Annotated in this window: 15 protein-coding genes; 8 read left to right on the top strand and 7 right to left on the bottom strand. The window is 60.7% G+C overall.

Annotated features, from left to right (window positions below; genetic code table 11):
- Positions 1-21: 21 nt before the first annotated feature.
- Entirely contained in the window at positions 22-1266 is a 1245-nt protein-coding gene (gene lysA, locus G505_RS0101135; protein WP_028107914.1) for a diaminopimelate decarboxylase, read from the bottom strand.
- Positions 1267-1275: 9 nt separating this feature from the next.
- A complete protein-coding gene (lptM, locus tag G505_RS22940) occupies positions 1276-1425 on the bottom strand; it encodes an LPS translocon maturation chaperone LptM (RefSeq protein ID WP_157508946.1) in 150 nt (49 codons plus the stop codon).
- Between the two features lie 80 nt (positions 1426-1505).
- Here lptM and cyaY point away from each other — a divergent pair, with 80 nt between their 5' ends.
- Positions 1506-1823, top strand: coding sequence for an iron donor protein CyaY (gene cyaY, locus G505_RS0101125; protein WP_028107913.1), 318 nt, complete (start codon positions 1506-1508; stop codon positions 1821-1823).
- Here the strand turns inward: cyaY and G505_RS0101120 are convergent.
- Together G505_RS0101120 and G505_RS20195 are read right to left on the bottom strand one after the other, a co-directional pair.
- Positions 1820-2461 (bottom strand): flavin reductase family protein, encoded by a 642-nt coding sequence (locus G505_RS0101120; RefSeq protein WP_035384944.1) that lies wholly within the window; start codon positions 2459-2461, stop codon positions 1820-1822. The two genes, cyaY and G505_RS0101120, sit on opposite strands and share 4 nt — an antisense overlap.
- 54 nt (positions 2462-2515) lie before the next feature.
- Positions 2516-4861, bottom strand: a complete 2346-nt coding sequence (locus G505_RS20195) for a class I adenylate cyclase (protein ID WP_051215777.1) — start codon at positions 4859-4861, stop codon at positions 2516-2518.
- Positions 4862-5084: 223 nt separating this feature from the next.
- Here G505_RS20195 and hemC point away from each other — a divergent pair, with 223 nt between their 5' ends.
- The 4 genes from hemC to G505_RS0101095 are packed head-to-tail and all read left to right on the top strand — an operon-like array spanning position 5085 to position 9236.
- Positions 5085-6017 (top strand): hydroxymethylbilane synthase, encoded by a 933-nt coding sequence (hemC, locus tag G505_RS0101110; RefSeq protein WP_028107911.1) that lies wholly within the window; start codon positions 5085-5087, stop codon positions 6015-6017.
- Positions 6017-6742, top strand: coding sequence for a uroporphyrinogen-III synthase (locus tag G505_RS0101105; RefSeq protein WP_028107910.1), 726 nt, complete (start codon positions 6017-6019; stop codon positions 6740-6742). The genes hemC and G505_RS0101105 overlap by 1 nt, the downstream gene beginning before the upstream one ends.
- Positions 6742-8070 (top strand): uroporphyrinogen-III C-methyltransferase, encoded by a 1329-nt coding sequence (locus G505_RS0101100; protein ID WP_028107909.1) that lies wholly within the window; start codon positions 6742-6744, stop codon positions 8068-8070. The genes G505_RS0101105 and G505_RS0101100 overlap by 1 nt, the downstream gene beginning before the upstream one ends.
- Positions 8067-9236, top strand: a complete 1170-nt coding sequence (locus G505_RS0101095; protein ID WP_028107908.1) for a heme biosynthesis HemY N-terminal domain-containing protein — start codon at positions 8067-8069, stop codon at positions 9234-9236. The genes G505_RS0101100 and G505_RS0101095 overlap by 4 nt, the downstream gene beginning before the upstream one ends.
- Positions 9237-9293: 57 nt before the next feature.
- Here the strand turns inward: G505_RS0101095 and rarD are convergent, their stop codons facing one another.
- On the bottom strand, positions 9294-10187 hold the full coding sequence (gene rarD / locus G505_RS0101090) for an EamA family transporter RarD (protein WP_028107907.1): 894 nt from the start codon (positions 10185-10187) through the stop codon (positions 9294-9296).
- A gap of 65 nt (positions 10188-10252) precedes the next feature.
- Positions 10253-10714: a thioesterase family protein gene (locus G505_RS0101085; protein ID WP_157508942.1), complete on the bottom strand. Its 462-nt coding sequence runs from the start codon at positions 10712-10714 to the stop codon at positions 10253-10255.
- A 151-nt stretch (positions 10715-10865) separates the two neighbouring features.
- Here G505_RS0101085 and recQ point away from each other — a divergent pair, with 151 nt between their 5' ends.
- Complete coding sequence (recQ, locus tag G505_RS0101080; RefSeq protein WP_028107905.1) at positions 10866-12695, top strand: DNA helicase RecQ; 1830 nt, start codon at positions 10866-10868, stop codon at positions 12693-12695.
- Here the strand turns inward: recQ and G505_RS0101075 are convergent.
- Complete coding sequence (locus G505_RS0101075) at positions 12661-14421, bottom strand: tetratricopeptide repeat protein (protein ID WP_028107904.1); 1761 nt, start codon at positions 14419-14421, stop codon at positions 12661-12663. The genes recQ and G505_RS0101075 overlap by 35 nt on opposite strands.
- A gap of 385 nt (positions 14422-14806) precedes the next feature.
- Here G505_RS0101075 and leuA point away from each other — a divergent pair, with 385 nt between their 5' ends.
- Together leuA and leuB are read left to right on the top strand one after the other, a co-directional pair.
- Positions 14807-16357 (top strand): 2-isopropylmalate synthase, encoded by a 1551-nt coding sequence (gene leuA, locus G505_RS0101070; RefSeq protein ID WP_028107903.1) that lies wholly within the window; start codon positions 14807-14809, stop codon positions 16355-16357.
- Positions 16354-17445, top strand: a complete 1092-nt coding sequence (gene leuB / locus G505_RS0101065; RefSeq protein WP_028107902.1) for a 3-isopropylmalate dehydrogenase — start codon at positions 16354-16356, stop codon at positions 17443-17445. Before leuA ends, leuB begins: the two co-directional genes overlap by 4 nt.
- The last annotated feature ends 8 nt before the right edge of the window (positions 17446-17453 follow it).

Here is a 17453-nt window from a genome sequence, read left to right as displayed (position 1 = left end):
TGAATCTGAATTTTGACTAGTTTACGGCAGCAGATGCTCACCTTGCCACAATTGATTCAGGGTTTCTCGCTCCCGAATCAGATGAGTCTGGTCACCATCGGCCATCACCTCGGCGATGCGGGGCCGACTGTTGTAGTTGGAGGCCATGGTAAATCCGTAGGCGCCGGCACTGCGCACCGCCAGCAGATCTCCCTGTTCCACCGTCAGCTGGCGCTCCTTGCCCAGGAAATCCCCGGTTTCACACACCGGGCCCACCACATCGTAGTGGCGGGGTTCCCCCTCCCTGGGGGTGACCGGGATGATCTTCTGCCAGGCACTGTAGAGGCTGGGACGCAGCAAATCGTTCATGGCGGCATCCACCACGGCGAAGTCCCGCTCCTCACCCTGCTTCAGATACTCGATGCGGGTGACCAGGATGCCGGCGTTGGCCATGATGGCCCGGCCGGGTTCGAAGATCAGGGTCAGTCGGCGCCCCTTCAGGCACTGCAGCAGCGCCTGGGCATACTGGTCCGGGTGGGGCGGCGTCTCATCGTCATAGGTGACACCCAGGCCTCCGCCCACATCCAGATGCTGAAGGTGGATTCCCTGCTGTTCCAGTTGTTCAATCAGCCCCAGCAGGCGTTCCAGGGCGGCCAGAAAGGGGGGCAGGCTGGTGAGCTGCGAGCCGATGTGGCAGTCCAGCCCCTTGATCTCCACATGGGAGAGGCTGGCGGCGTGGCGATAGCTTGCCAGGGCGCGGGCCATGGGGATGCCGAATTTGTTCTCTTTCAGGCCGGTGGAGATGTAGGGATGGGTATTGGCGTCCACATCCGGGTTGATCCTCAGGGAGATGGGGGCGATCACGTCCATCTCCCGGGCCACCAGGTTGAGCCGCTCCAGCTCAGCCTCCGATTCGACGTTGAAACAGTGGATCCCCACCGACAGTGCCTGGCGCATCTCATCGGCGGACTTACCCACCCCAGAAAACACCACCTTGGCGGGGTCGCCCCCGGCTTCCAACACCCGGGCAAGCTCGCCGCCGGAAACGATGTCGAAACCGCTGCCGAGGCGGGCCAGCAGGTTGAGTACCGCCAGGTTGGAGTTGGCCTTGACCGCGTAGCAGATCAGGTGAGGGTGTGCTCCCACGGCCCGATCGAAGGCATGCCAGTGCCGCTCCAGGGTGGCCCGTGAGTAGAGGTAGAAGGGGGTACCGATGCGCCCGGCCAGTTCCGCGACCGAGACGGCTTCAGCCATCAGGGTTCCCTGTTGATAACTGAAGTGGTCCATGATGTGCCCTTACTGTTCCTGTGTCGCCTGCGACGGCTGCTGTTGAGTGTCAGCCGGTGGCGGGTTGACCTGCTCCTGCTGGGGCAGCTCGAGGGGGCCTTTCTGGCCACAGGCACAGAGCAGCATTCCCAGTATCAGTGCGGTGGAGAGTCGAGACATGGAAAACAAATGACCTTGTTGAGTTAGCCATCTATAATCGCATCCCATGTGCCAAATGCAACCGAATAGAGAACGAGATTATGGCTATGGACCAAAGTCGCTTCCACGAGCTGGCTGACGAGATTCTGGAACACATTGTGGAGCGCATCGACGACTCCGAGCTGGAGCTGGATTATGAGCAGGCCGGCAACGTGCTCGATCTCGAGTGCATCGATGGCAGTCACATCGTCCTGAATAAACAGGAAGCGATGTCTCAGCTGTGGCTGGCCACCAAATTTGGCGGCTACCGTTTCGATTTCCGCGAAGGGGACTGGATCGAGGAGCGAGGCGGTCAGGAGCTGCTGACCTTCCTCAGTGACGCCGTGGCCAAGCAGGGTGACGAGCAGATCCGCTTCTAACTCTCTAGAGACAACGGCGGCTGGCCAGTTTTTGCGTAGGCCAGCCGTCCGAGACTTTCTCCTTTGTGGTAGTGGTCCAGGCCACTGACCGCCACGGTGTCCAGGCGCTCCAGGTGCAGATGACCATCGTCGGCCAGGGCTGCCTTGTCCAGCCAGACTTCCACGACTCGCGCCGAGATCATCAGGGTGTCATTCTCTTCGAGGTGCCTCACCCTGACCAACTCCATCCCCATGCTCAGCCGGCTTTCCGCCACATAGGGGGCGATCAGTCGATCCCCGAACCTTGGGGTCAGCCCCACGGCGTCGAACTCGGACTGCTCCCTGGGGTAGCGGGCGGAGCTCTGGTGAGCCTGACGATGAATGTTTTTATGCACCTGGTTGATGGTGAAACACCCGGTCGCCTGAATGTTCTCCAGGCTGTGCCGGGGAGCGGAGTGGGGCCGCAAGATCAGCCCCATCAGCGGCGGGTTTGCTCCCAGGTGAAACAGCGAGCTGACGATGGCCAGGTTGGTCAGTTCTTGGGGGCTGATACTGCCGATCAGGTTGGCACTCTTATAGCCGGACAGGCTGTTGACGAACTGGGCCCGGTAGCGCTGAGTCATCTTCTCCAGGGTGGTTTCGTCAATTCGTGAAAGCATGGGCGACCTCCGGTGGGTTACCCCCCCTCTTTACGGCGCCCGTCACCTTTCAGATCACTCCTGGTTGTGGACCAGCTCAGACTCCGCCAGGGGCAATACCGTCAGTTCTCCCTGGCAACGTTTCAGCCGATAGAACTGAGGCAGGTTGAAACTGCCTCCTCCGAAGCGACCCTCGCGCTTGAACACGTAGAGCTCGCTGATGCTGTCGATGAGGGCACTGAGCTGGCCAACGGAGTGGAAAAAGCGTTGCAACACGTTGTTTTCGTCGAGCAGGTAGACATCCAGGCCCTGCTCCCGCTCGCGGACGAAGTACTGGCGCATCCCCTTACGGGCGTGTTGACGGAGAATCTCCGGTGCGCTGGCATAGGGGTCTTCTCCCAGGTCTGGTTGGGGCAGCGTCTGAAGTTCGCCATCCACCAGTGGAGCCGGCAGTGTCGGCAGTTCGTCGGCGGGACGCCAGTGCATGCCATGGCTGGAGAACAGCAGTCCGAACCTCTTCTCTCCCAGAGTCAGCGGCAGCACCTGAAGGGCTTCGGCCCGGCTCTGCTGGCGCAGACGGCAACACTGGTGCACCAGGAAACTGAGCCTGTCTTCCAGTTGCGCATTGGCACGCTGTCCCACAGAGATCACTCGAATCTCGGGAAGGTGTTCATTGGAGATGCCGGTCAGCAGCTGCTCCAGCATCCGCAGCAGCCCCCCCTCTCCGTCAAACTGGTGGTAGTGCAGCTCTCCCCAGCTGTTGCGCGTTATCAGCTCCAGAGAGCCCGCCAGGGAGCGGCGGGGGCGGCCGGTGGAGAGCACCCGGTTACCACGCAGGTCCAGCATCAGCTCAGAGCCGTGCCAGCGGCTGCTGGGATCCTGTTCCAGATTGACCACCAGGGTAACCTCATCCAGGTGCCAGGGTTGTTGCAGGGCGTCCAGGTCCGCCCGTTCAGGACGATGCAGGGCCGGGGTGAGCCGGCGCGCCAGCCTGGTCAGGGTCTTGTCGACACTGCCCTCGCCAAGGTGGAAGCGGTGCACCCTGGTGTGCTCTTCCACCATCCCGTTGGCGGCAGCCCAGGCGATGCAGGCCAGTCTGCTTCTGTGGTGGAACAGGGGGCTCTCGCCAAACAGCTGGCGTTTGTCCGCCGGCTGACGATACAGATACCAGGTGCCGCCCTGGGCGTCATCGGAGTCCACCTGTAGTAGGGTCAGATTCTGCTCCGCCAGGGAGTGGCTCCACAGGGGGTTGAGGCGAATCAATTTGTCCGGTTCAGACTCGAACTGGGTATAGAGTTTGCGGGTGAGAATGCCCATGTCCTGAATCTGCAGCTGCCGTGGCAGGCGCTGGCGGCTGGCGAACGCGGTCAGGCGCTGATAGCTGGTTAACATCAGCTGTTGCAGCTGATGGTTGAACCAGCGTACCTGACCGGCATGCCAATGTTCCGCCTGATCAAGCGATTCGATCAGCAGAGGCGTCCATTGCCAATCCCGGGTGAGGTTGTTCATCAACTCGCCGCGCCACTGATCGGTCAGTCTCGGGTCGTGGCACTTCAGGTAGAAGCAGCGCTGAGCCAGGGAGAGTCTGCTGGTCTCCTGTTGGCGCTTGAGGAATCCCTCGATGCGCTCGTAGAGCATCAGATAGGGGTCTGCTTGCTGAGGCGTCTGGCCAGCTTTCAGTCGATACCAGAGTTGATCCCTCAGGATGCGCTGATCCGGGTAGTCGGCCACATAGGCCTCCAGCAGCAGCACCTTGAGAACCGATTTATGGGGGCGGGAGATCCCTTTGAACAGCTGCCACAGGGCGGCACCGAAGAATTCGGCCGCAGGCAGGTGCTGGATCTCGCCCAGGCTCAGCAGGCCCGGATCGTTTTGCGGCGCCCCGGGCCACCAGGCGATGGGTAACCCCGCCAGGCGCACCTGGGTCCGGTAGAACTCCTCAAGCAGCAGCCAATGCTGGGCACTGCCGCTGTGCTCCTTGTCCAGGCAGCGTTGACAGGGGATGCCAAACTGACAGGGGTTGATCACAAACAGGTGGGTTTCCAGCCCCTGTTCCGTGGCCCAGCGGCTCAACCAGTCTGCTTTGCGCTGCAGGGTGGCCACCTCCTCCTTGGGCATATTGCTGTCATGGATGAGCCACAGGTCGACGTCGGAGCTGCGGGTCTGACCCAGGCTGCCACAACTGCCCATGGCATAGAGTCCAAGCAGGGGGCCGGGTTGGCCTGAAGGCAGTGAGCCCATGGGGGGGGTGACGAAGCCCTCGGCCGCATCGGGACACCCCTCGGGTCCGCCGTCCTGCAGTGCCTGAACCACCTTGTCCAGCACCTGACGTTGGGGCAGGGTCAGCCAGCCAAGAAACTGGCTCAATCTGGACTGGTTAAGGGCGTTGCTCAGGGCAAGATCGGAGTCGTAGGCGTTCAATCGGCTCTCACAGAAAATCACAAAACTGTGATCATGATAACACTTTGTGGGCAAGGAGGAGAAACCGTGAAAAGGATCAATTTTCCGGAACTCCGGCGGGGAAATAGAGGTCTGACAGGCGCAGTAGCTTTTATGCCCGGCGAAATGCTGGCAACATGAGCGCAATTTTTGACGGTTTCGGCCCGTTGCTGAGCCGGTGATTAGTTTGAGGATACCGAGAGTTATGGCACGCAAAGAGATTCGTATCGCCACCCGCAAGAGTCCCCTGGCCATGTGGCAGGCGGAGTTTGTTAAGGCTGAGCTGGAGAAAGCACACCCCGGGCTGGAGGTGATCCTGCTGCCGATGTCCACCAAGGGTGACAAGATTCTCGACACTCCCCTGGCCAAGGTTGGCGGCAAGGGTCTGTTCGTCAAGGAGCTGGAGGTGGCCATGTTGGAAGGACGCGCCGACATCGCCGTTCACTCCATGAAGGACGTGCCCGTCGACTTCCCTGAGGGCCTGGGCCTGACCACCATCTGCGAGCGTGAAGATCCTCGCGATGCCTTCGTATCAAACAACTACCAGAGCCTGGAAGAGCTGCCTCAGGGGGCCGTTGTCGGTACCTCCAGCCTGCGTCGTCAGTGCCAACTGCGTGAACTGCGTCCGGACCTGGAGATTCGCGACCTGCGTGGCAACGTCAACACCCGACTGTCCAAGCTGGACGCCGGTGACTATGACGCCATCATCCTGGCGGCTGCTGGTCTGAAGCGTCTTGAGTTCGAACACCGCATCACCGGCTTCATCGAGAGCGAGCAGTCTCTGCCTGCCAATGGTCAGGGTGCCGTGGGCATCGAAGCCCGCCTGGGAGATGCCGAGCTGCTGGAGCTGCTGTCCGTACTGGAGCACCCCCAAACCCGCGCCCGGGTCATTGCCGAGCGTGCGATGAACACTCGTCTGGAAGGCGGCTGCCAGGTGCCGATCGGTGCCTATGCCGAGCTCGAAGGCGATGAGCTTTGGCTCCGTGGCCTGGTCGGCAAGCCTGACGGCAGCCTGCTGCTGCGCGACGAAGTTCGCGGCAACAAGGAGAACGCCGAGGCCCTGGGCATCGAACTGGCAGACAAGCTGCTGGATGCCGGTGCCGGCGTCATCCTGAAAGAGGTGTACGGGGAGGCCTGATGCACATATTGCTGACCCGCCCAGCGGGTCGCAACGAGCCGCTGGCAGGGAAGCTGGCGGCGGTGGGGTGGCAGGCCAGCTGCTGCCCCATGGTGGAGATTGTTGCCGAACCTTCGCCGCAACCCTCTCCCCTGGCTTGTGCCGACGCCGCGTTCTTTGTCTCCGCCAATGCGGTGAATCACGCCGCTCCTCTGGTGGGCTCCTGGCCGAAGATCACCTATCTGGCCGTTGGTGGCGCCACCGCCGCCGCCCTGCGTGCCCAGGGGCTGGCCCCGCTCACCGCTCCCGCCGACAACGAAACCACCGAAGGGATCTGGACCCTGCCTGTGATGGCGCAGGTTGCCGGGAAGCGCTTCGTTATCGTGCGGGGCAATGGCGGACGGGAGGCGATGGCTAACCGGTTGAATCGAGAGGGGGCACAGGTGTGCTACTGGCAGGTTTATCGTCGACAACTGCCTAAATTAAATGGATTAGATCTTGCGCAAAGCTGGCAACGGGACGGCGTAAACGCCATACTGGCTACCAGTGTCGAAATTCTGCATAACCTCTTTACCCTGCTGCCGGAACACCAGCATGGCTGGTTGACCCAGCAGTTGTGGCTGGTGCCCGTGGAACGGGTGGCCGATGCGGCCCGAAAACTGGGTTGTCATCATACCCTGGTCACCGGCGGTGCAGGAGATGACGCTATCCTTGAGTCGATAGCCAACTGGAAGAACCGTCAGTAATGGATAAGAAGCCCAAAGATCCTCGCTCTCCCAGCGCCCAACCTGCCGAACAGGATCCATCCACTCTCAATGAGCCCACTTCCGTTGAGGCCGACAAAGAGCCGGTGGACAAGCCCGCAGCCCGTGCTGCGACCAAGGGCCGTGGCCGTGCCGCCAAGGCACCGGCCAAGGCGCCCGCCGAGAGCCCGGCCTCTGCGACCAAGGTAGAGACAGACTCGGTAGAGTCCAAGCCCGAGACGAAATCCCAGGCCAATCCCAAACCTAAGCCGAAAACTCAGCCTGAGACCAAGGCGGTGCAAGCTGTTTCATCTCCTTCAGAAGAGCGTCCCCGTGAGAGTGGAGGCCAGGGCCCGGCGTTGATGGTGGCCGTTGTGGCGTTGCTGATTGCTGCCGCCGCCGTGGGATACACCGTATGGCAGGGGCAGCAGCGTCAGACCCAATTGATGCAGTCTCAATCTCTGTCGGGCAAGCTGGATGAGTTGCGCAGCCGAATGGGGGCGGAGCGAAACCAGTTGGAGCAGCGCCTGGTGGAGCAGGACCGACAGCAGCAGGAGCTGGTGAAGCAGGTCACCGGGCTTCAGGGCGAACTGGCCAAAGCCAGGGAGCGTCAGCCCAGAGACTGGTTGTTGGCCGAGTCCGACTATCTGGTGCAGATGGCGGCCCGAAAGTTATGGCTCGAACAGGATGTGGCCACCGCCGTCGCCCTGCTCAAAGATGCCGACCGGCGCCTGAACCTGATGAGGGATGAAGCCCTGACCCCGGTGCGCCAGGCACTGCGGGATGACATCACCGCACTGCAGGGACTGCCCAGGCAGGATCTGGCCGGGGTCGCGCTGACCATCGAATCTCTGATTACCTCTGTGGATCGCTGGCTGCTGAACCGGGTTGAGCTGCCGGATCTGGCCCAGACCGAGGTGAGCGATTCCCCCAGTGACTCAGTGAGCGACTGGAAAAGCAACCTGGCCAAGAGCTGGAACGCCCTGGTGGATGATTTCATCACCATTCGTCGCCGTCAGGGCGAGCTGCAGCCTCTGTTGGCGCCAGAGCAGGAGTGGTACCTGAGGGAGCACCTCAAAGGCAAGCTGATGCAGGCCCAACTGGCGCTCTACCACGGCCACACCGATGCCTATCGCAAGGCGTTGTCCACTGCGGCGGATTGGGTGGAGACCTACTTCAAGCGGGATGACGCCACCATCGAAGCGGCGCTCACCAGCCTGGGTGAGTTGCAGCGCACGGAACTGGGCAGTCGTCTGCCCGACTCCCTGGCGAGCCAGCCGTTGCTGGAGGCTCTGGTTCAGGACAGGCTGGGGCGGGAGAACAAGGGATGATTAGGCTGCTGATCTATACCCTGATCGTTCTCGCCGGCGCCATCGCCGGCCCCAAGCTGGTTGAGAACAAAGGGTATCTGCTGGTTGCCATCGGCGAATACACTATCGAGACCTCTGTGGTGGCGGCGGTATTGCTGCTGCTGGTGGGGTTTGCCCTGCTGCAACTGATCGAATGGTTGCTGGTTAAGCTGCTTCGAACCGCCGGCCTGACCCGCTCTCTGCCCAGACGCTGGCGTCAGCGTAAGTCTCGTAAGTTTACCCTGGAGGGGGCGCTGGCCCTGGCCGAGGAGAACTGGTCCAAGGCGGAGCAGACCATGGCCAAGGGGGCCGATGCGGGCGAATTGCCTCTGGTGAACTACCTGGCCGCCGCCCGGGCCGCCCATCACCAGGGACACAGTGAGCAGGTGGAAGCCTTCCTCTCCCAGGCACAGAGCTTTGCCGGCAGTGAAGCCGCGGTGAATATCGCGCGCATCCGCTACCTGATTCAGGACGGGGAGCTGGCCAGTGCAAGGCAATGTCTGGAGTCACTCTCTGCCAGTCTGAGAAACAGGCCCACGGTGCTGAAGCTGGCTCATGAGCTGTTCCTGCGTCAGCGGGACTGGGATGCCGTGGCCAGAATCGCCCCGGCACTGACCAAACATAAGGTGCTGGACGCGGAGACCCTGGAGCAACTGCCGGTACAGATCGAGAGCGGCGCTCTGGAGGCCTGCCATACCCTGGAGGCGCTCAATGAGCGCTGGCAACAACTGCCCAAGCGGCGACGCCGTCAGGATCCCCTGGTGGAGAGTTATGTTCAGGGACTGATTCGTTTCCAGCAGCCTACCGAGGCGCGCAAGGCGCTGCTGACGCAATTGAACAAGAAGGCGCCTCAGGCGACCCTTCTGGAGCTGTTGCCCCTGTGCAGTGAGGATGCCGGCGAGTCGCTGGTGCACCTGCTGGAGCGCGACTACAGTGCCCCACAGATGCCGGACTATTGGGATTGTCTGGCCAACCTGAGTCGTCAGAGCCGTCAGTACAAGCAGGCGAAGCTGTATCAGCGCAAAGCGATTGAGCTGGCGCCCACCCGCTATCGCTACTCGCAGTTGGCCGAGCTGCAGGAGCAGCTGGGCGAACACCGGGGGGCGCTGGAGAGCTATCGCAAACTGGCGGATCCCGAGCTGGTCTAGACTTGGCAACCATCCATAAATCAAAGAAAAGCCCGCATTCTGCGGGCTTTTCTTTGATCAGGCGGTAACCGCTTTGGCGCGGGAGCGGCGCCAGAGATCCAGGGTGAACATCAGCAGGGCTGCCCAGATAAAGCAGAAGGTGGTCAGCATCGCCGGTTCCAGGGTTTCCCCATAGAGGGTGGTGGCCAGAACGAACATCAGGCTGGGGCCGATGTACTGGAACAGGCCAAGCATATAGAAGGGAATTCTCACTGCGGCGGCGGCAAAGGCCAGCAGCGGCAAGGTAGTGACCACCCCGGCGGCCAGGATCAGCAGGTTCAGATGCAGACCGTTGCTGGTCAGATCGGCGGTGGGGCTGTCCAGTTGCCACCAGAACAGCAGTGCCACCGGCAGCATCAGGCTGGTTTCCACAAACAGGCCGGTCACCGACTGAAGTGCCACCTTCTTGCGCAGCAACCCGTACAGGCCGAAGCTGACGGCCAGAGCCAGAGAGATCCAGGGTAGGGAGCCAAACTGAATCAGTTCCACCGCCACCCCGATGACGGCCAGGCCAACAGCGGCTAACTGCATCTTGGGAAGGCGCTCTCCCAGGAACAGCATCCCCAGACCCACATTGACCAGAGGGTTGATGAAGTAGCCCAGGCTGGCCTCCAGCATGCGTCCGGAGTTCACCGCCCAAATGAAGATCAGCCAGTTTCCCGCCACCAGTATGGCGGTGGCCACCAGGGTCCAGAGTTGCTTGGGGTTGCGCAGAAGTTGTCGGACCGCACCCAACTGTCCGGTGAAGGCCACCAGTAAAGCCATCAGGGCGAAGGACCAGATCACCCGGTGCATCAGGATCTCCGTGGCGGGAACCGCGGCAATGGCTTTGAAGTAGAGCGGGGCGAATCCCCACATGGAGTAGGCCATCAGGGCGAAGATGACGCCCTGACGCATTTCCTGGTTTTGCATGGCGGACCTGAATCTGGAAAAGGGTGAATCCCCAAAGCGGGGCGATATTATGCACCCATCAAGCCCTAACCCACAAGATAGGTTCCGGTGCCGAAGGCGATATGGCTGCCCTTTTCATTGTGCAGCTCCATCCGGGCCACGGCCACCTTGTTGCCCGCACGAATGACCGTGCCTGAGGCCACAAAAAGTGCGCCCCGGCCGGGGCGAAGATAATCCACGCGAAGATCGATGGTGCCCAGGTTTTTCAGCCTCCTGGCCAGAAGCTCCTCGGGCCAGCTGTCTCGGGTCTTGAGGACGGCACTGAACGCCGTCAGCCCGCCAACTACGTCCAACAGGGTGGCGGTCACGCCCCCGTGGAGGATCTGCTGGGCCGGGTTACCCACCAGTTCGGGTCGCATCGGCAGCTGCAGCTCGATGGCGCCGTCCCGTTGCTGATGCAGTTCGATGCCCATCAGCTGATGGAAGGGTAACCGGTTGGCAAACAGATCCCTGAGATACTCCAGCGCCTGGGCCTGGGTCAGTTCCATGTTGATTTCTCCTGCTCTTCCTGAACACGCCCTATAATTCCTGCTCGGTTATCAAAGCACCATCTGTTGACAGACACAACTGCCAGTGGGTGGCAGACAGAGGGCGCCAGTTGCATTACAATGGCGGCCCTTTTATCCCGTGCCGAGCCCCATGGACATCACCCTGAGCCCAGAAGATCGCGACGTCAGCGCCGCGCCTGCCTTGCAGTTGCTGCAACAGGTGTTTGGGTACCGTGGGTTTCGCCCGGGCCAGCAGCAGGTGGTGGAGCAGCTCTGTGCTGGCCGGGATGCCCTGGTGATCATGCCCACCGGCGGTGGAAAGAGCCTCTGTTACCAACTGCCGGCGCTGTTACTTCCCGGTGTGACCGTGGTGATCTCTCCCCTGCTGTCACTGATGAAAGACCAGGTGGATGCGCTGCGCCAGTTGGGTGTCGGGGCGGTTGCCCTGAACTCCAGCCTGAGTCGGGAGGAGTGGCTGGCCAGCCTGGCCGCGATTCGTGATGGCCAGATCAAGCTGGTCTATCTCTCCCCAGAACGCCTGTTGGCGCCGGATATGATGGCCAGGCTGCGGGAATGGCCCCTGTCACTGATTGCTGTGGATGAAGCTCACTGCATCAGCCAGTGGGGGCATGATTTTCGTCCCGAGTACGCCCGCCTGGGCGAGGTGAAATCCGGCTTCCCTTCGGTGCCCATGGTAGCCCTGACCGCCACCGCCGACCAAGCCACCCGCAGGGACATCCTGCGACAGCTCGGCCTCACTCAGCCTCATCAGCATCTGGCCAGCTTCGACCGACCCAATATCCGTTACAGCGTGATGGATAAACTGAGCCCCTTCTCCCAGCTGAAAACCTTTCTGCAACAGCAGAAGGGCAATGCTGGCATCATCTATTGCGGCAGCCGTCGCCGGGTGGAGGAGGTGGCCGACAAGCTGCGCAAGGAAGGGGTGGCCGCCGAGGCCTACCACGCGGGTTTGGAGTCCGGGCTGCGTCACCAGGTGCAGGACGCTTTCCTGAGGGAGAAGATCGACATCGTGGTGGCCACCGTGGCCTTTGGCATGGGGATCAACAAATCCAATGTGCGATTCGTGGTGCACTGGGATCTGCCGAAATCGATCGAGAGCTACTATCAGGAGACAGGCCGTGCCGGCCGGGATGGCCTGGAGGCGGAAGCCCTGATGCTGTTTGATCCGGGCGACATCGCCCGGGTGCGCCAGCTGCTGGAGAGCGGAGAGCGGGAACCCAACCCGGTGGAGATCCACAAACTCAACGCCATGGCCGCCTTTGCTGAGGCGCAGACCTGCCGCCGCCAGGTTCTGCTCAACTACTTTGACGAGCCCGCTCATCAGGCCTGTGGCAACTGTGATATCTGCCTGGATCCGCCCAAACGCTACGATGCCACCGAGGAAGCCCGTAAGGCCCTGAGTTGCATCTATCGGGTCAATCAGAGGTTTGGCATGGGGCATGTGATCGAGGTACTCAGGGGCAGCAAGGGCCATGCGGTGGTGGAGCGGGGGCACGATAAGCTCTCAACCTGGGGAATCGGCTCAGAGCGGTCCAGTGATCACTGGTTGTCGGTGCTGCGGCAACTGGTTCACCACGGGCTGGTGAATCAGGACATCACCCGCTCCATGGCCTTGACGCTGAATGCGGCTGCCCGGGCGGTGCTCAAGGGCGAGCAGAGCCTGGAGTTGGCGGAGCCTAGAGTGGTGCTGGCCAAGCCCAAGCGGGGACGCAGTCGTCTGCTGCCACAGAACTACGACAGGCGGTTGTTTGCCAGGCTGAAAACCTTGCGAAGGGAGTTGGCCGACGAGGCCGGCATCCCGCCCTACCAGGTTTTCTCAGACGCGACCCTGGCCGAGATGGCCAGCGAAATGCCCACCACCGAGTGGGCGTTATTGAGGGTCAACGGTGTGGGGGCCAAGAAGCTGGAGCGTTATGGTGAGGCCTTCATCGACGCCATTGTGGCTTATCTGGACGAATGACGTTTTCCGACAGCATCAGGCTGTGCTGAATCTGATTGCACTCCAGTCTGGCCAGCAGTGAGTCCGCCTGATCCAGAGGGTGGGTCCGGGCCACCCCGGTAGAGATGTTGCTGTGACCCGCTTCCGCCAGGTTGCGGCTGAGACGGTATCTGAGTCTTTCCGCTTCCGCCTCGTTGGCGTCCACCAGCAGAATCAGCAGCTGTCGATCGCCACACTCAATCATCAAGTCGTTGATTCTAATGTCCTTGTTTCGGATTCGTTTGCGCAGCTTGTCGCTAAGCCCACTGCCCTCCCAGACAAATTTCACCACCGGGAGAGTCCTGTCGGTACTGGCCAGTGCCCGCTCCAGTCGGGTGCGCCAATCCAGGTGGTCATCGTTGTCAGGCAGGGAGGGGATCTGCTTGCTGCTGGTGAGTCGGAACAGCAGCCAGATAAGCCATAGCAGCAGGCTGAGGGAGGCCACCACCTGCCACACCATCAGCTGGTTGTGCAGTTTGAAGTAGGATGAGGACTGGGTGGCCAGCTGTGCCCGGTTGCGATCGATCTTTTGATCTAATTGTACTTTTTGCTGGAGCAGAGCTTCTTTGCGCAGATTTTCCTGTTGATCTGCATAGGCGTCGTGATACCTGAGTTGAAGCTTATAGGCACGTTGATAATTGCCCTGTAGAGCCTCTCCCTGAGACTCGATCCAGTCGAGTTCGGTCAAGACTCTGGCATCCTGCTCCAGTGTGAAGCGCTCTCTGGCAAGTTTCAGTTGGTAGTTAGCTTCTTCAAATCTCTCTAGATGAAAAGCTGCTTCGGCAAGGAAAGAACGTGCTCTGGCCTGGCGTTCATCCATGGCCAGGTCACTGAACATGCCCAGTGCCAGGTTGGCGTAGTTATAGGCGTCGGAGTAACGCTCCAATTTCAGGGAGAGCTTGGAAAAGAGCAGGTTGAATCTGGCTTGGGCCAACTCATCCATAGTCGGGACCAGTTTTTCCAGCTGCTCCATTCGTGCTCTGGCATCCTGATATCGCTCTTGCTGCATCAGAGTGAACGTATGGTTTACCTGAATGATCCAGCTCAAGGTTGAGCCCTGAGGAGCTTGTTGTATGGCTTGTTCAAACAGGGCGTCGCTTCTCAGTGAGTCACCCAGATAGTAGTAGGTTCGAGCTAGAGAGTAGGAGATAAGGGCAGGATGGGGTTGATAGATAGGCATCCTGTCGTGAGTGCTCTCCATCCACGTCAATGCTTGATGGAGGTCATCCAAGGCGGCTTCCAGATCCCCTTGGTCAGCGTAGATGTCGGCCCGCCTCATCAGGCTGAGGCCCATGGCATGGCCAGCCCCTGCACCGTGGATAGCCTTGTTGATGGTTTCCAGGGCTTGATCGTATTTACCCAGCATCATCAGGTTATTGGCTTCACAGGCATTCATGTAAGCAATCAACTGAGGTTTCTTGAGTTTCTCGGCAACCGCGAGTCCGCTGTTTATCGCCTGTTGAGCTTCAGACAGAGATTGATTACTGATGGCGGCTTCGCACCTCAATACATGCCAGCGCATCTGTTGCAGTGGGGTTGCAGTGAGAACTCGCGCGCCCAGTCTGTCCAGTTTGGCGTAGGCCCCAGGCGTAGATAGTTGCACCTCGAGAGTCAGTTCATCGAGGCGTTGGCTGAGGTCATAGGCTGCTGCCTGAGGGCAGTTCAAAATCAGCAGCAGCCAGAGGGTTATCCTTAACAGTGCGGGCATCAGGCCAGTATCTTGGGGTCAGAAGGGGTATAGGATAAGACCTCTGTTAAGGCGGGGTAAAGGAGAAGCAAGATAGAGGCTGATCCAGGTCGCACAATAACCACTGCTGACTGCATAAAAATCACCTTGGAGTGATTGTGTATTCAGGGGTTGACATCCCCTCCGGGTTGCGGTCATAGTTAGGTCACTTCGTAACCACGAAAAAAGAATCCATTTATGTACAACGTTTTTCAGTCCAACCTACTAATTAGCCTAACCCTAGCAGGACGCTGCGCGGGCGGCTTGGTCGTGGACTGAAAACGGTACGACTCGAGCATTAGAACCCGCGCTGTATGCGCGGGTTTTTTTATGCCCGCGCTCAGGGCCAGGTCGTCATGGAGGCAATATGAGTGAACGGGTAATCCTGTTTGATACTACGTTGAGGGACGGTGAGCAGGCGCTGGCAGCCAGCTTGTCGGTAAATGAGAAGTTGCAGATTGCCCGCGCTCTGGAACGCATGGGGATCGACATCATCGAGGCGGGCTTTCCTGTCTCCTCTCCGGGCGATTTCGAGTCGGTCAGGCAGATCGCCGCCACCATCAAGGACAGCCGTATCTGTGCCCTGTCCCGGGCGGTGAAGGGCGACATCGATGCCGCTGCCGAATCCCTCAAGGTGGCGGATCAGTTCCGTATCCACACCTTTATCTCCACGTCGGACATCCATGTGCAGAGTAAGTTGCGCCGGGATTTCTCCCAGGTGGAGGAGATGGCGGTGGAGGCGGTGCGTTACGCCCGTCGCTTCACTGACGATGTGGAGTTCTCCTGTGAGGATGCCGGCCGGACCCCCATCGACAATTTGTGCCGCATGGTGGAGTCCGCCATCCGTGCCGGTGCCTCGACGGTCAATATTCCCGATACCGTGGGCTACACCACTCCGACCGAGTTCGGCGGCATCATCCGTACCCTGTTTGAGCGGGTTCCCAACATCGATCAGGCGGTGATCTCCGTCCACTGTCACGACGATCTGGGTTTGTCGGTGGCCAACTCCATCGCCGCCGTCGAAGCCGGCGCCCGCCAGGTGGAGGGCACCATCAATGGCATTGGAGAGCGTGCCGGTAACGCTGCCCTTGAGGAGGTGATCATGATCCTCAAGACCCGGGCGGCCCGATTCGGGTTGGAGGTGGGCGCTAACCCTCAGGAGATCCACCGGGTCAGTCAGGCCATCAGTCGCTTGTGCAATATGCCAATTCAGTCCAACAAGGCGATCGTCGGCGCGAATGCCTTCAGCCACAGCTCCGGCATCCATCAGGATGGGGTACTCAAGAGTCAGAACACCTACGAGATCATGACCCCGGAGTCCATCGGCCTGGGGCGCAACAACCTCAACCTGACCTCCCGATCCGGTCGTCATGTCATCCGCCATCGCATGTCGGAGATGGGCTACACCGATGCTGAGTATGACCTGGATACTTTGTATGAACGCTTCCTGGCCCTGGCGGACAAGAAGGGCCAGGTGTTTGATTACGATCTGGAGGCGTTGCTGTTCTTCGAAAATCAGCGCGAAGATGAGGAGCATTACCGCATCAACCAATTGAACGTTCAGGCGGGCAGCAGCCACTTCGCCACCGCCTCCGTCGAGATGCAGATTGGCGAGGATACGGTGACCGAGGCGGCTACCGGCAACGGTCCGGTGGACTCCGCCTACAAGGCGATCGCCCGGGCCACAGGACGCCAGCTGGCGATCAAGAGCTACCACATTGGCGCAGAAGGAGGCGGCCACGATGCCCTGGGCAGGGTGGACATTACCGCCGAGTGCGAAGGGCGTACCTTCCATGGCATGGGGTTGTCCACCGACATCATTGAGTCCTCGGCCATCGCCCTGATTCGGGTCTACAACCTGATCCATCGCCAGCAACAGATTGAGAAGAAGAAGCAGCAGATTTTGGAGGAAGCATGAGCAGGCAGTATCCCGTAGCAGTATTGGCCGGGGACGGCATCGGTCCCGAAGTGATGGCCGAGGCGATGAAAGTGTTGACGGTCGCCGGGGCGCGGTTCGGCTTTGAGCTGGAGACCACCCACTGTGACATCGGCGGTGCCGCCATCGACAATCACGGCAAGGCCTTGCCCGAGCAGACCCTGGCGGCCTGCGAGCAGGCCCAGGCGATCCTCTTTGGGTCCGTCGGCGGTCCCAAGTGGGAGGGATTGCCCCCCAGCGAGCAGCCAGAGCGCGCCTCTCTGCTGCCTCTGCGCGGCCACTTTGGCCTGTTTTGCAATCTGAGGCCGGCTCAGATCCACCCGGGCCTGGAGGCGCTCTCTCCCCTGAGGGCGGACATCAGTGCCCAGGGGATGGATCTGCTGGTGGTGCGTGAGCTCACCGGTGGCATCTACTTTGGCGAGCCCAAAGGGCGTCGAGGGGAAGGGGATCAGGAGACCGCCTTCGACACCATGACCTACAGCCGCCATGAGATTCGCCGCATTGCCCGCCTGGCCTTCGAGTCGGCCCGCAAGCGCCGTGGCAAGGTGGCCTCTGTGGACAAGGCCAATGTGCTGACCTGCTCGGTGATGTGGCGGGAGGAGGTCAACGCCGTTGCCGAAGACTTCCCCGATGTGGCGCTGGAGCACATCTATATCGATAACGCCGCCATGCAGTTGCTGCGTCGCCCCTTCGACTTCGACGTCATGCTCTGCTCTAACCTGTTTGGTGACATCCTCTCCGACGAAGCGGCGATGATCACCGGCTCCATGGGCCTGTTGCCCTCCGCCAGCCTCAACGAGTCCGGCTTTGGTCTCTACGAGCCCGCCGGCGGCAGCGCCCCGGACATCGCCGGTATGGGCATCGCCAATCCGGTGGCCCAGATCCTCTCGGCCTCGTTGATGCTGCGCCACAGTCTTGGGGAAGCGGAAGCCGCCGATGCCATTGATGCCGCCGTGGCCAGGGTGTTGTCCGAAGGACGCTTTACCGCCGAGTTGCTGCCCGAGGAGCGTCGCGACCAGGCCCTGACCACCGCACAAATGGGCGATGCCATCGCCGCCTACATCGCTTAAGGAGACGA

The sequence above is a fragment of the Ferrimonas futtsuensis DSM 18154 genome, assembly GCF_000422645.1.
In the GTDB taxonomy this organism is placed as follows: Bacteria; Pseudomonadota; Gammaproteobacteria; order Enterobacterales; family Shewanellaceae; genus Ferrimonas; species Ferrimonas futtsuensis.
Note: the sequence above shows the minus strand (reverse complement) of the source record. Positions and strands in the feature narration are given on the sequence as shown.